The sequence below is a fragment of the Citrobacter sp. CK195 genome (genome assembly GCF_030333365.1).
Classification (GTDB): Bacteria; Pseudomonadota; Gammaproteobacteria; order Enterobacterales; family Enterobacteriaceae; genus Citrobacter_B; species Citrobacter_B koseri.
In genome coordinates this window covers 77,595-92,472 of record NZ_JAOWGB010000022.1, presented here as the reverse complement: position 1 = coordinate 92,472, position 14,878 = coordinate 77,595, and the positions used below count along the sequence as shown (strand labels likewise).

The 14,878-nt window shown below is 57.0% G+C and carries 11 protein-coding genes; 3 read left to right on the top strand and 8 right to left on the bottom strand.

What is annotated here, in order from left to right; genetic code table 11:
- Position 1 precedes the first annotated feature (1 nt).
- Both OGX93_RS05380 and OGX93_RS05375 read right to left on the bottom strand, forming a co-directional pair.
- Entirely contained in the window at positions 2-2,368 is a 2,367-nt protein-coding gene (locus OGX93_RS05380; RefSeq protein ID WP_286449753.1) for a glycoside hydrolase family 31 protein, read from the bottom strand.
- Between the two features lie 17 nt (positions 2,369-2,385).
- Positions 2,386-3,687: an MFS transporter gene (locus OGX93_RS05375; RefSeq protein WP_012133145.1), complete on the bottom strand. Its 1,302-nt coding sequence runs from the start codon at positions 3,685-3,687 to the stop codon at positions 2,386-2,388.
- A 292-nt stretch (positions 3,688-3,979) separates the two neighbouring features.
- Between OGX93_RS05375 and OGX93_RS05370 the strand changes: the two genes are divergently transcribed.
- Positions 3,980-5,053, top strand: coding sequence for a LacI family DNA-binding transcriptional regulator (locus OGX93_RS05370; RefSeq protein WP_024130506.1), 1,074 nt, complete (start codon positions 3,980-3,982; stop codon positions 5,051-5,053).
- Here the strand turns inward: OGX93_RS05370 and OGX93_RS05365 are convergent.
- From OGX93_RS05365 to OGX93_RS05350, 4 genes are all read right to left on the bottom strand, one after another.
- Positions 5,050-6,312: a DUF1479 domain-containing protein gene (locus tag OGX93_RS05365; protein ID WP_286449754.1), complete on the bottom strand. Its 1,263-nt coding sequence runs from the start codon at positions 6,310-6,312 to the stop codon at positions 5,050-5,052. The two genes, OGX93_RS05370 and OGX93_RS05365, sit on opposite strands and share 4 nt — an antisense overlap.
- A gap of 150 nt (positions 6,313-6,462) precedes the next feature.
- On the bottom strand, positions 6,463-7,278 hold the full coding sequence (locus OGX93_RS05360) for a Cof-type HAD-IIB family hydrolase (RefSeq protein ID WP_286487799.1): 816 nt from the start codon (positions 7,276-7,278) through the stop codon (positions 6,463-6,465).
- 165 nt (positions 7,279-7,443) lie between these two features.
- The gene (locus OGX93_RS05355) at positions 7,444-9,876 is read right to left on the bottom strand and encodes a glycyl radical protein (RefSeq protein ID WP_110494503.1); all 2,433 of its coding nucleotides are present in this window, start codon (positions 9,874-9,876) and stop codon (positions 7,444-7,446) included.
- A gap of 4 nt (positions 9,877-9,880) precedes the next feature.
- On the bottom strand, positions 9,881-10,780 hold the full coding sequence (locus OGX93_RS05350; RefSeq protein ID WP_060815912.1) for a glycyl-radical enzyme activating protein: 900 nt from the start codon (positions 10,778-10,780) through the stop codon (positions 9,881-9,883).
- A 135-nt stretch (positions 10,781-10,915) separates the two neighbouring features.
- Between OGX93_RS05350 and fsa the strand changes: the two genes are divergently transcribed.
- On the top strand, positions 10,916-11,578 hold the full coding sequence (gene fsa, locus OGX93_RS05345) for a fructose-6-phosphate aldolase (protein WP_024130504.1): 663 nt from the start codon (positions 10,916-10,918) through the stop codon (positions 11,576-11,578).
- Between the two features lie 152 nt (positions 11,579-11,730).
- Here fsa and moeB read toward each other — a convergent pair whose 3' ends face one another.
- Together moeB and moeA are read right to left on the bottom strand one after the other, a co-directional pair.
- Complete coding sequence (moeB, locus tag OGX93_RS05340; protein WP_049009968.1) at positions 11,731-12,492, bottom strand: molybdopterin-synthase adenylyltransferase MoeB; 762 nt, start codon at positions 12,490-12,492, stop codon at positions 11,731-11,733.
- Positions 12,492-13,727, bottom strand: coding sequence for a molybdopterin molybdotransferase MoeA (moeA, locus tag OGX93_RS05335; protein WP_012133131.1), 1,236 nt, complete (start codon positions 13,725-13,727; stop codon positions 12,492-12,494). The genes moeB and moeA overlap by 1 nt, the downstream gene beginning before the upstream one ends.
- Positions 13,728-13,932: 205 nt before the next feature.
- Here moeA and iaaA point away from each other — a divergent pair, with 205 nt between their 5' ends.
- Positions 13,933-14,874, top strand: coding sequence for a beta-aspartyl-peptidase (gene iaaA / locus OGX93_RS05330; protein WP_012133130.1), 942 nt, complete (start codon positions 13,933-13,935; stop codon positions 14,872-14,874).
- Positions 14,875-14,878 lie beyond the last annotated feature (4 nt).

Below are 14,878 nucleotides of genomic sequence, written 5' to 3'. Positions count from 1 at the left end.
TTCAGAGCACCCACTCACTCCCTTCAACGCCATTCACCCGCAGCGTACGTTTTTCCCCTACTACCGGTAACGATACCTTCAACGTGTTCCATGCCGGACGATAGTCGCCACGCGCGTTGATCCTCAGGTTGACGGTCGCCCCATCGCACACCATCTCCCATTCCACCCACAAGGCATTGCCCGTCTGATAACCCCAGCTTTCGCCATCGTCTTCAAACAGCAGACCGGACGTTGTCCCCACGCCTTTAACCGGGAACAGTTTCAGCTCGCGGGTATCGTCGCATTCAGCGCTGACATGGGTGATCCGTTCGCTCAGCGGCAGGCCTGCACCGGCGCGTACCAGCAGCGGCAGTTTTTCCAGCGGCGCGTTCAGCGTGATCCACTGGCCGCCAGAGAACCATTCGTGGCTATCGAAATCGTACCAGCCGGTTTCGTTATCCGGCAGCCAGACGCGGCGTTCACGTTGACCGGGTTCCACCACGCTTGCCACCAGAATATCGCGGCCAAGCAGGAAGTCGTCGCACTCTGCGAAGGTTTGCGCGTCGTGCTCGTGGTCGAGGAAAGTGGGGCGCAGCATCGGCTCGTCGTCGGCGTGCGCCTGCCACAGCAGCGTGTAGAAGTAGGGCAGCAGACGGTAACGTAGCTCAATCGCGCTACGAATCGCCGGCGTTACGCCCGGGTACATCCACGGCTCATTCACCGTATGATCGTCATTCCATGAGTGGATGGTAAAGCGAGGGTGCATCACGCCGTTCTGTACCCAACGCACGAACAGCTCCGCATCCGGTTTATCGCCAGAGAAACCGCCGACGTCGTGACCCACGTTATACAGCCCGGACAGACTCATCCCCAGCCCCATGCGGGTGTTGTAGCGCAGGGTATCCCAGCTGGTGCGGTTATCGCCGCTCCAGGTTTGCACGTAACGCTGCATCCCGGCGCAGCCGGAACGGGAGATCAGGTACGGGCGTTTTTCCGGCGCAAAGCGCTGCTGCGCTTCCAGCGAGGCGCGCATCATCAACAGCGGCATGACCGGGCGAATATGTTTGATGGCGATTTCGTGGCCAAAGCCGTGGCAGCGGGCTTCGCCATCCCACACTTCGAACTCGTTGTTGTCGTTCCAGGTGGAGTCGATCCCCATCTCCAGCAACTGCGTGGTGACGCCTTCCTGCCACCAGGCGACGGTTTGCGGATTGGTGAAATCAAGGTTAGAACCTTCGTCATCCCAGAAACTTGAACGTTCCGGCGCGTCGGTCTCCGAATCACGGATAAATAACCCTCTTTCCGCGACTTCGTTGTAGCGCGGGTGATCCTGCAACAGACACGGTTTAATGTTGGCCGCCAGCTTCAACCCCGCATCGTGGAATGCCTGGGTCATCACTTTCGGCTGCGGCACCTTGTCGTAGTTCCAGTTAAAGACATAGCGTTTGCCGTTAATGGAGGTGTAGCCAGATGAAAGCTGGAACGAATCGCACGGAATCGCGTGTTCATTGCACAGACGGATAAAGTTCATCAGCTGGTTTTGCGCGTCCGGCGCATCGGTGTAATGCATGGTCGAGCCGCTGTAACCCAGGCTCCACTTCGGCCCGAACAGGGTTTTCCCCGTCAGGCGCACAAAGGCTTTGGTGACATCCAGCACGCGCTTGCCGGTAAAGATGTAGTAATCGATATCGCCCGCTTCCGCCTGCCAGCGGCGATAGGCAGTGTGATAGTTGTCGATTTCATTGCCCAGATCCAGCCAGCAGCTGCTCAGGTTGTCGTAAAACAGACCGTAGCTGACGTCATCGCGGCGGGCGATGGTGAATGGAATATGTTTGTACAGCGGATCGGTGCTGACCGCGTTATAGCCCATTGCGTCAAGGTTGCGCATCTCATAGCGTTGGCCGTTGCGTTGCAGGTCGCCCGCTTTCTCGCCCAGACCGTAAAAACGTTCATCTTTACGGCGGCTTAAATAGTGCGCTACGCCGTCGCCGTGAGCGTTCAGCAGATAGGCGCTGGTGGGGCGGTCGTTGACCAGCGGCTGCCAGTCGCCCGTTTCATCGCGATAGTGCCACTCCAGCCACAGCGGCTGGTGGACGGTCACGCGCAGTTGCTCAGTAGCGACAATCAGCGCGCCATCCTGCTGCGTCAGTTGCCAGGCCGGGCAGCTAAAGCCGCTTACATCTTCGCGGCTGCGGCCTTCCCACGGCACATCCTGCGCCGGGGCGATACTCCAGGTTCTGTCTAATGCCAGTTCGCCTTTACGTTTGATCAGCACGCGAAACAGATTTTCTTCCAGTACGTACAGGCACAGATGGTGTTGACCATCGACCAGCAGTTCCAGATGATGGGCCGACTGTTTCTCTACAATCCAGTTTTTCAGGGTTTTCATACGCAATACATCCACTATCAGGCGCGCTTGGCGCGACGTTCAGCAATAAATGCCACCAGGAAAACAGCGCCAATCAGGTCAAAGAACCCCATGGCGATAAAGAGCGGGTTAAAGCCGATTTTGTCGGCGGTAACGCCAATTAACAGAGAGAAGAGGAAGCTGGCGATCCACGCCGCAGAGCCGCGCATTCCGTTGACGGTCGCCATCTGGCCTTTATCAAACGACTCCACGACCAGTGCGCTCAGCATGCAGGAGATGATCTGATGACCGAAGCCTCCGATGGAGATCAGCACGATGGTGATATACGGATCGCGGGTAATGGCCACGATGCCGAGAGAAATCATCAGAAACGCGCCGGTCACGGAGCTTGCCACCACGGAGTTAACGCGAGAGCAGCCAAACAGACGGGTATACAGGCGGGTGAGGTAGCCGCTCGCCACGCTGCCGAGATCGGCGGCGAGGAACGGCAGCCAGGCGAACATGGCGATCTGCTTCAGATCCATACCGTGTTCCTTCGCCAGATACAGCGGCACCCAGAAGCTCAGCACCGCCCAGGCCGGTTCTGCCATAAAGGCCGGGATCGCGATACCGTAGAAACGTTTATTTTTCGACACGGTTTTCAGCGCGGTCAGGAAGGGCAGTTTCACGGCCGGAGGCTCGTTATCCTGCTTGATATACTCCAGCTCCTCTTCACTCAGGTTCGGGTGCTGTTCCGGGTTATGGTAGAACGCCCACCACAGGATCACCCACAGCAGCGCCAGCACGCCGGTAAACATAAATGCGCCCTGCCAGCCGAATGAGGCGTGCGCGAAGTAGATGATTGGCGGCGCCAGCATGGCGCCAATTGAGAAGCCGACGCCTGCCCAGCCCGCAGCGACCGGACGCTCTGATTTCGGGAACCATTCGCCGATGGTTTTGGCGTTGGCTGGCGTAGCGGCCGCTTCAGATGCGCCCATAAAGAAGCGCAAAATTGCCAGATGCAGCCAGCTTCCGGCGCCCGCGTGGAAGATACACATCAGCGCCCAGATCCCGGCGCAGACCATAAAGCCAATCTTCAGGCCAATCACATCGATCAGCCAGCCGCACAGGGGCTGGAAAATGGTGTAGGCAATCTGGAACGCGCCGACAATCCAGGAGTATTGCTCGGTGGTGATCCCCAGACTCTCTTTTAGCTCCGGCGCCAGGATACCCAGCGAGTTACGCGTGATGTAGTTAACGGTCACACCCAGTAAGAACAGCACCAGCACATACCAGCGCAAATTTTTGATGACGCGGCGGGTTTTACTCGCGGCGACAGTGTTATTGATGTCCTGACTCATTTCTTTTCTCCACAAGACGGACGGTAGGGGAAATAAACGTTTGGGTGTCACACAAATATTGTTATCTCATTGAAAGTTATCTTTTTATTTATTCTTAGTTGCTATACAACTAGTATGTAAGTTGTGTGACAAGTTCAGGTTAAGTGAGAAAATGGGCGGGCAATAGCGGATTTTGTGCAAGTTTTCTCATTACTAACGGTATCGCTCTGGCAAGATGGGCGTTAAGCCAGTTATTTCCCTGTTTGTGCGTTATGAAAATTTTTTCATTTAGCAAATGGAGCAAGATCACAAAATGGATAAAAGGCTCAAAATCAGCGAAATTGCCGCGCGGACGCAGCTTTCCGTCAGCACCGTTTCCCGCGTGCTGGCGGGGAAGGCAAATACCAGTGAAAAAGCGCGCAACAAAGTGCTGGAGTGCGCGCGGGAGCTGGGCGTCATGGACGGGATGGCGGCAGGCAGGCTGTTGCTGAATAGTCTGGTGGTCTTTGCGCCGCAGCGGGCGTTTGATGAGCGGTCCGACATCTTTTACTACCGCGTGATTCAGAACGTGAGTAAAGGACTGACGGCGTATGAAGTACGGCTGCGTTATTGCGCGCTTGAGGAGCTGGACAGTGACGCGCAGCTTTTCCTCGCGCGGATGAACGAAGCGGAAACACAGGCGGCGATTTTGTTAGGGATTGACGATCCGCATATTCACGATTTGGCGGTGGACGTGGGGAAACCCTGCGTACTGATTAATTGCCGCGACCAGCGAATGCGTTTGCCAGCCGTTTCGCCCGATCACCGAGCCATTGGCGAACTTGCCGCTGATTATCTTTTTTCAATGGGGCATCGCGACGTGATGACGGTGCTCTGTCTGCGTCGCTACACGATGGAGCTGCGTCTGGCCGGCATTCGCGACGCCTGGCAAACCCATAATCTGAAATTTAACGATAAGCGGGATTTACTGGTATCGCCGAGTTTCAGTGCGAAAGAGGCGGAGCAGCGGGTCAGCGAATGGCTGGCGAATACGCCGGATAAGGCGTTGCCGACGGCGTTTTTGGTCGGCGGTGATTTTATGGCGGCGGGCGTCATCAGCGCGTTGCAAAAGCGCGGCCTTCGCGTGCCGCAGGATGTGTCAGTGATGAGTATTGACGGCTTTAATCTGGCGGAAATTCAGGATGTGCCGTTAACGGCAGTGCATGTGCCGCGCGATGAGCTGGGGACGGAGGCGGTACATATGCTGCAACAACGTCTGGTTCGTCCGAATGCGCCAATCGGTACGCTGTTGCTGAACGGCACGTTGACGGTGCGGGAGTCGGTGCGGCGGATACGTCCAGGGAAACGACGCACCGCCGTAGAGCGGGAAGGGCTGTATGACGCTTAACTCATGCCCAGCGCGCGTTTTCCGTGAACGTTCAGATCGCTCAGCGTAAAACGGCCTTCCCAGTTTGTTTCGTAATCTTCACGCGGGAAATCGCCAGGCGATGCGCCCGTTTCCAGCGCGGCTTTGACCTTGTGCGCGTAAGCCAGGTTTTTCTCGCACATCGGCGCGGCGGGGATGTACATCACGTTTCCCCAGCCTTGCTGATTTTCCACCGGCGCGACGGAGTGGATCACATCGCAATGCCACCAGACGGAGTCCCCGGCCTCCAGTTGCGGAATACTGGTCAATGCTTCAATCAGCAGCGGATGCCATTGTTGCGAAACCGGCAACACCCGGCCTGGCGCAACGCCGCACAGTTCATCTTCAGGAACGTCATCCAGCAGGGGGCGTAACAGGATATACGCCATCGCTTCTGGAATCGGCACCACATGCAGCAAGCCCTGGCCCGGCAGCATATCTGACAGCGCCGTCCACCCCTGGAAGGTGCGGAAAACCGAGCATTTGGTGGTGTTATCGACCGTATACTCTTCGACTTCGGTACGGTAGGCGGCATGCCAGGGATCGTACTTTTCCAGCTCGCCGTTAAAGATACTGGCGAAAACCCGTTGATAGGCGGGCAGCAGCCAGCGTTCCAGCGCGCCGGAATCGGTATGCGCCCCCAGACCTTTTGAGGTGGTGCCGGGTGGGCGGCGGCGGATGCGATCCGGGTAGATCACACTGATATCCGGGTTGAACCACTGTCTGCCGTCGCTTTCAAATGTCCACAGCCGATTAAGGAAAGACTGAACGTTCGCCATCTCTTCGCTCTGACGAGCCTGCATCTGCGCCTGCGACCAGTAAATCGGATAAATTTCAGGGCGGGAGGCGGTTAACGTGCCGAAGAAGTTATCGCCGGGACCTTTGTACACCTCATCAAAATGGTTGCGATCCAGATAATCCAGCATGGATTGATCCCATGCCAGCGCCTGTTCCCGTGGGAAATGGTCCTTAATGACCGCGCATCCACGCCGCTTGATCTGTTCACGCTGCGCTGCCGTGATGGCGCCGGACTGGATATCCGCGTAAGACATCGCAGGCCAGACGGCATCGCCCTGCGCTTTGAGCGTATTGATTTCCGCCACGCGTGTGGCAATCACCTCGCTGAGCCTGTCAAAAACGCCCTGCACATCACCGAGCTGCGCCCGCAACGCCTGCTTCATCTGCCGGATCGCCGCTTTATGATCGGCCGGTAATGTATCGCTTGTGAAGGTTAAAGCCATAACCACCTCGCATTGACTTTCATTCGAAACTTAAATTAATTACAAATGACAATATAAGTTATAAATAAGTTAATGCAAGTTTAAAAACTTGATGCGGTACGCAGAATGGAAAAGCAGGAGGAAACCGGAGCAGCGCTCCGGTATCTGGAATCAGATGTTAAAAGGCGGGGCGTTATCCAGTACGGCCTGAATCACGTTTAACGCTCCCTGATGGTTGTTATCATCGGTATGATAACGGCTGAGGGCTTTGATGTTGTCTGCGGCGTTCGCCATCGCGAAAGCATACCGCGCCATTTTCAGCATTTCCGCATCGTTGTCGCTGTCGCCAATCGCCACCACGTTTTGCGGCGAAAGATCCCAGCGTTTCAACAGACGGCTGATGCCGTTCGCTTTGTGTAATCCCGGTATGATTAAGTCGATGAAGCCGAAGCCGCTGGTCACGGGTTTCATAATGCCGTCCAGCGACGCATGCAGCGCATCAACCACGAAGGGGATCTGCTGGTCTGGCAGGTTCAGTGAAAACTTAAACAGAACATCGTCAATGTCCTGGTAATCTTTCACGGGTTGCAGGCGGTGGTAGTGCTTCGACATCAGCGCCACAAAAGATTCCGGCGCATGTTCGCTGACATAAGCGCTTTTCAGGCCACAGGCGACAAAATTAAGCTGCTTATCTTTTAACAGCTCGCCAATCACAATACGGGATTCATGCCGGGTCAGTTCGCCATGAAACAGCTGCTTGCCATGCTCATAAACCAGCGCGCCATTTTCCGCGACGAAGGAAATTTCGTCTTTCAGCTCGGGGAAAAAGGAAATGAGTTGGTAATACTGATTGCCGCTGGCGACGACAAATTCGATGCCGCGTTTTTTTAGTTCCTGATACTGCGCCATAAATCGTGCGTGATCGTACTTTTTGGCGTCGTCGAGAAAAGTTCCGTCCATATCAGTGACGATAACTTTAACGGTCATACATTGCTCCTGGGTCACTGCGTTTTGAAACATTCTAATAACAAGGTGACGGGGAGCACAAATTTAATTTCGAATGAAAGTCAGAAAGCCGGGTGGCGGCTTCGCCTTATCCGGCCTACGGGGGAATATGTAGGCCTGGTAATCGAAGCGCCACCGGGCATATTTTTACAACATATGTTCAGTACGGGCGATGATATCGTCCTGCGCATCCGGCGACAGCGCGGTAAAGAAGGCGGAATAACCGGCCACCCTGACCACCAGATCGCGATACTGATCCGGGTGCTTCTTCGCGTCCAGCAGCGTTTCGCGCGACACGATGTTGTACTGAATATGCCAGCCTTTATGCACTTCGAAGAAAGTGCGCAGCAGTATCATCAGCTTCTGCTTGTCGGATTCGTTCTCCAGCGTCGCCGGGTTCAGCTTCTGGTTGAGCAACACGCCGCCGAGAATTGAGCCGGTAGGCAGTTTGCCGACGGAGCCAATAACCGCCGTTGGACCGAGATGGTCAGTACCGGAAGCCGGGCTTGCCCCTTCCGCCAGCGGGGTATGCGCTTTACGGCCATCCGGCGTCGCCATCGTTGCCGCGCCAAACGGTACGTTTGCAGAGATGGACGAGGTTCCGGCGTAATAGTTGCCGCCCGTCGGGCCGCGACCGTAACGCGGGTTGTGATACTGCTTCAGCTCGTCGATATAGGTCTGATAAGCGCGGGCCAGCAGGGTATCGACGGTGTCATCGTCGTTACCGTATTTTGGCGCGCCGTTGATCAGTCGCTGGCGTAACTGTTCATGAGTGAGGCCTTCAAAGTCATCGGCCAGTGCGGCGGCAAGCTGCTGTTGGCCGATAGCCCCCTGTTCAAAGACCAGCTTTTTCACCGCCGCCAGGCTGTTGCCGAGGTTAGCGATACCGACCTGCAACCCGGAAACCCAGTCATATTTCGCGCCGCCTTGCTTGATGCTCTTCGCGCGTTCGATGCAATCATCCACCAGCGCCGAGCAGAGAATGTCATGGACATTCTCTTCCAGCATGGTGTCAACCACGTACTCGATTTCGATCGATTTGCGCGTGTAGTAGCGAATCTGCGTATCCCAGGCGTCCATCACTTCATCGAAGCTGGTGAAGTTACCGGCGGAGAGCGCCTTTTCCTGCGGCAGGAAGACCTTACCGCTGGTGGCGTCGCGACCGCCTTCCAGCGCTGCCAGCATCACGCGGGCAAAGTTAATGAAGCTCATGCCGGTGCAGCGGTAGCCCCATTTGCCACCCACGGCGGTTTCGATACATCCGATGGCCGCGTAGTCGTAAGCGTCTTGTGGGTCGATACCGAGTTTAATAAATTCCGGGATAACGATTTCGTCGTTATTGAACGCGGGCATCCCAAAGCCGCAGCGAATAACCTGCACGCAGGCATCGAGGAAGTCGTTGCTCATTCCGGCGTGATAGCGCACGCTGAGGTTCGGCTGGGTGGAACGCAGGCGGCCGCAGGACTCCAGAATGGCGTAAGAGAGCGGATTGACCGCATCCACCGGCTGACCGTTGACCAGACTCTGACCGCCAATGGTGACGTTCTGATACAGCGGGCTGCCCGCTGAGGCTTTGGAGTGAGAACCGGAGCGGATCTTGTTCACTTCCAGCAGCTTCAGCCAGCAGCTGTGCAGCAGTTCAATCGCGTGTTCGCGATCCAGCGTCTGGTTTTGCTCCACATCACGACGGTAATACGGCCAGAGATACTGGTCCATACGTCCAAACGAAACGGAGTGGCCGTTAGACTCGATTTGCAAAATCAGCTGGATGAAATAGCACAGTTGCAGCGCCTGCCAGAACGTCTGCGGCGGCTGATGGGCGATGAGATCGCAGTTCTCCGCCATCGCCAGCAGTTCGTCACGGCGGCTTTCACGGCTTTCTGTCGCCGCCATCTGACGCGCCAGGTCGGCAAAACGTTTGATGTGCAGGCTGACCGCCTCCAGTACGATATCAATCGCTTTCAGGAACTGCTCGCCGTGCAGGTCTTCCAGTACGGTCAGGTTAATGCGCGAGCGGCGTTCTGCCACCTTGTCACGCAGACCATCAAGACCTTTTTCCAGCAGCAGCGGGAAGTTTACCGCCAGATGCGCGTCGCCGGAGGTCATGTTGCCCTCGGCTTTAATGATGCCGGTTTCCAGCAGACCTTTTTGCTCATCGGTAAACATGCCGTAGCAGCGGTCCTGTACCGTCTGACCACGCCACCACGGACACACGGCGTGTAAAACGCGTTTGTTCTCTTCGCTGACCGCAAAACCGGCGCCAGGGCGATCGGCCAGATCGTCGATCTCTTTTTCAATCCACGAGACGGTGTATTCCGGGAAGATCGGCGCGGCGCGCACTTCGCTTGCCTGGTTGCCGATAATCAGTTCGTCATGTTTGATCCAGATAGTGCGTTCTGCCAAATGGTGCGCCAGCGCCAGCGCGCGACGAACCGGAATCGGCTTATCCAGATGTTGCTGATACATCTCGGTGTAGTGCTGCGCGCGCTCCGTACATACGGGCGGCTTCACAATGTGCACCAGCGCGGTTTTATGCGCTTTGATGCGGTCGCTGAGCGTATCCAGTTTCAGTGTGGTCATGGGATTATCCTCGTAAAGTCGCGGTTAAACCTTTGCTGCTGGCGTACTGCTGCGCAAAATCAAGCAACGCGGGCGCATCAAGTGGTTTGTCCGGGGCATAGTAGGGCTGACTGAGTAAGTGGTATTTATTGATGCCCAGCGTGTGATAGGGCAGAAAATGGATCTCACCGACGTGCAGTTCGTCGGCGGCAAAATCGGTAATGGCTTTGATCGCCTCTTCATCGGCGTTAAAACCCTGAATGAGCGGCACGCGGATGATCATTTTTTTACCGGCGGCAGCGAGCTTTTTCAGGTTTTCCAGTACGCGAGAAGCGCTGCCATCGGTCCACTGCTTAAACGGCGCCTCGGCAACGTGTTTTAAATCGGCGAGGAACAGATCGACATTCGGCAGGGAAGGTTCGATATATTTCCACGGTACGTGCAGACAGGTTTCGACCGCGGTATGGATACCCGCATCATGGCTGGCTTTGAACAACGCGGCGGCCAGTTCAGGCTGCATAAAGGGCTCGCCGCCGGAGAGCGTTATACCGCCGCCGCTGCGATCGTAAAACGGTTTGTCGCGCAGTACGGTGTCCATGATCTCTTCCACGCGCTTTGTTTCGCCGCAGACGGTTAACGCCTGAGTAGGGCAGCAGTGGGTGAGGGTATCCATATGCGCATCGGTCAGTTTTTCGCGATGAATAAGCAGGCCGTTCAGCGCGCGTTCGATCACCTCTGGCGCGGCTTGCGCGCACAGCGTGCACCCGTCAAGGCACAGGCGCGCATCGTATAAGAGATCTCTGGCGCGTGCGCGGCTTTCCGGGTTCTGGCACCAGCGGCAGCCCAGCGAGCAGCCTTTCAGGAAGACAACGGTGCGAATGCCGGGGCCATCATGGGTAGAATAGCGCTGAATATTGAAAATCATAAACGGCCTCTCTTTCTTTCGTATAAAGATTAAATAACTTTCGAATGAAAGTTATGTTGACGCAGGTCAACTCTCAGAGAGGTTTTGTCGTGATAGTCTTAAACTATACAAAATCTCACAGTTTGAGGAATGGTTATGGAACTCTATCTGGATACGTCTGACGTTGAGGCCGTGAAATCGCTGGCGCGTATATTCCCGCTGGCAGGAGTGACGACGAATCCCAGTATCGTGGCGGCAGGTAAAAAACCGTTGGAGGTGTTACTCCCGGAATTGCACGACGCGATGGGCGGGCAGGGGCGTTTATTCGCTCAGGTAATGGCGAGCACGGCGCAAGGAATGGTCAGCGATGCGCGTAAACTGCGGGCGATTATTCCTGATATCGTGGTAAAAGTGCCGGTTACAGCCGAAGGACTGGCAGCGATTAAATTGTTGAAAGCGGAAGGTATTCCGACGCTGGGGACGGCGGTTTACGGCGCGGCGCAGGGGTTGTTATCCGCGCTGGCGGGTGCCGACTACGTGGCGCCTTACGTTAACCGCGTGGACGCACAGGGCGGGAACGGTATTCAGACGGTTAATGATTTGCAGCAGCTACTGAAAATGCACGCCCCGCACGCCAAAGTGCTGGCGGCCAGTTTTAAAACGCCGCGTCAGGCGCTGGACTGCCTGTTGGCCGGGTGTGAATCCATCACCCTGCCGCTGGATGTCGCGCAGCAGCTTATCAGTTACCCGGCTGTCGATGCCGCAGTAGCGAAGTTTGAGCACGACTGGCAGGGCGCGTTCGGACGAACGTCGCTTTGAGCGACGCGTAGGCCGGATAAGGCGTCAGCCGCCATCCGGCAATATGCCCGGGGCGCTGCGCTTGCCGGGCCTACAAACCATCGTAGGCCGGATAAGGCGTCAGCCGCCATCCGGCACCCGTAAATGCCTGATGGCGACGCGTTTGCGTCTTATCAGGCCGGCACCTGTGCTCCGCACACCTCGCAACCCGGATTGCGCATTAATTTCATTTCGCGGAACTGACAGGTCATCGCGTCGTACATCACAATTTTGCCGGATGCGGGTTGACCGTAATGCGCCAGCAATTTGATGGCTTCCATTGCCTGCAATGAACCGATCACCCCTATCAGCGGCGCCATGACGCCCGCTTCCACGCAGGTGAGGGCGTTCTCGCCAAACAGACGGCTCAGACAGCGGTAGCAGGGTTCGCCTTCCTGCCAGGTAAAGACGGTGATCTGTCCTTCCATACGGATGGCGGCGCCGGAAACCAGCGGCACTTTGGCGGCGAAACATCCGGCATTAAGCTGATTACGGATGGCAACATTGTCAGTACAGTCCAGCACCAGATCGTGCCCGGCGATAAGCGCATTCAGCGCCGGTTCGTCCAGCAGGGCGTTGATCGGTGTAAGGGTGATATAAGGGTTGATGCGCGCCAGCGCCTCGCGCGCCGAATCCACCTTCGGCTGCCCGACGGTGGCATCGCTGTGCAGCGTCTGGCGTTGCAGGTTCGACACTGAAACGGTGTCAAAATCGAGCAGCGTGAGCTGCCCAACGCCCGCGCCCGCGAGGTACTGCGTTGCCGCACACCCGAGTCCGCCCAGGCCAACGACCAGCACCCGTGCATCCTTTAGCGCTTCCTGTCCTTCAAAATCGAACCCTCGCAGAATGATTTGCCGGTTGTAGCGCATCATCTCCTGGTCGCTGAGTTCCGCCATTACAGGCCTCCAAACAGCGCGTTAAACGGCTCGACTTCCACCCATTCGCCCGCGTCAACGTTGCCGCGATCGCGTTCCAGCACGATAAAACAGTTACCCATGCTAAAGGAGCTGAAAATATGCGAACCCTGGTGTCCCGTGGTGGTGACTTCCAGTTCGCCGTCGGCCGTGCGTTGCAGAATGCCGCGCTGAAAATCAAGACGACCCGGCGTTTTCTTCAGCCGTGAAGCGGTACGCACGCGCTGACGCGCTGGCAGACCGCTGGCGATATTGCCGCTAAGTTTCGCCAGCAACGGCTGCACGAGCTGATAGAACGTCAGCGCCGCAGAGACCGGGTTGCCCGGCAGACCGCAGAACCAGCTGTTGCTCAGTTTACCGAAGGCGAACGGTTTGCCCGGTTTAATCGCCAGTTTCCAGAACGCGATTTCCCCCAGCTCTTCGAGGATCGTTTTGGTGTAATCCGCCTCGCCCACTGAAACGCCGCCAGAGCTGATAACCACATCGGCCTGGCTGTCGGCTTCGATAAAGGCGGCGCGTAGCTGCTGCGGGTTATCGCGAATGATCCCGAGATTGATCACCTCGCAGCCTAACTGTTCAAGCATCAAGTGTACGGTTAAGCGGTTGGTGTCATAAATTTGCCCGTCGCCCAGCGGCTGACCCGGCAATTGCAGCTCATCGCCGGTGGAGAACAGCGCCACGCGCACTTTGCGCACGACCTGCGCTTCGGCGATGCCCAGCGAAGCCAGTACCGGCAGTTCTGCGGTGGTCAGGCGAGTCCCCGCCGGGAAAACCACGGCGTCATGGGTGATGTCTTCCCCACGGCGGCGGATGTTTTGTCCGTTACGAACGTCAGCGGTAAAGCGGATGCCCTCGTCGGTTTGCTCCGTCTGTTCCTGCATGACCACCGCCTCACACCCCGCAGGCACCGGCGCGCCGGTCATAATGCGGATACAGGCGCCAGCAGGCCATTCCCCCTGGAACGGTTGCCCGGCAAAGGCTTTCCCCGCCACCGGCAGCGGTTGACCAGCGGTCAGATCCGCCAAACGCACCGCGTAACCGTCCATTGCGGCGTTATCGAATCCCGGAACGTCCAGCGGGGAGACCACATCGTTTGCCAGGATGCGGCCAAAACAGTGAACCAGCGGCAGGGTTTCGAATGCCGTGAGTGGCGTAATGCGCGACAACATCTGGGTGAGCGCCGTTTCAAGCGGCATCAGTCCGGCGGTAAATTCCATGAAAACACTCCTGCGAGGCAAAATCGAATCCGTCTATTATGTCAGAAAATGCGGGCAGGCTGTATGCCACCTCAGACTTAGGGGCTGGCCCTTTACCTTTACATGCCGCCTGCATCTTTCTATATTCAAAAATCGAATCAATAACTCACAACAATTCTGATATTTATAGGGAAAGTTGTGTGCCACCGCTAACGGACGACAAATAATGGGCAAAGCAGTCATTGCTATTCACGGCGGCGCAGGCGCAATTACGCGCGCACAGATGAGCCAGGAGCAGGAACAGCGCTATATTCAGGCGCTGTCGGACATCGTCGAAACAGGACAGAAAATGCTGGAGGCGGGCGAAAGCGCGCTGGATGTGGTGACGGAAGCGGTGCGTTTGCTGGAAGAGTGCCCATTATTTAATGCCGGGATCGGCGCGGTTTACACGCGCGACGCCACCCACGAGCTGGATGCCTGCGTTATGGACGGCAATACGCTTAACGCAGGCGCTGTCGCTGGCGTTCGCCATTTACGCAACCCGGTGCTGGCCGCCAGGCTGGTGATGGAGCAAAGCCCGCATGTGCTGATGGTGGGGGACGGGGCGGAAGCGTTTGCGGCTTCCCGGGGGATGGAGCGCGTTTCTGCCGATCTTTTCTCCACGCCTGAGCGCTATGCGCAACTGCTGGCGGCGCGTGACGCCGGAGAAACGGTGCTCGACCATAGCGGCGCGCCGTTGGATGAAACCACCAAAATGGGCACCGTGGGCGCGGTGGCGCGGGATCGGTTTGGTAATCTGGCGGCGGCCACGTCGACGGGCGGCATGACGAATAAACTGCCTGGTCGCGTAGGCGACAGCCCGCTGGTCGGGGCTGGGTGTTACGCCAACAACGCCAGCGCGGCGGTTTCCTGTACCGGAACGGGCGAGGTGTTTATCCGCGCATTGGCGGCCTACGATATCGCCGCGCTGATGGATTACGGCGGACTCAGCCTGGCGGAAGCCTGCGAGCGTGTGGTCATGGAGAAATTGCCTGCGCTGGGCGGCAGCGGTGGGCTGATTGCCGTCGATCACGAAGGCAACGTCGCCCTACCTTTTAACAGCGAAGGCATGTATCGCGCCTGGGGATATGCCGGAGATACGCCAACGACGGGGATCTACCGGGAGTGAGGAG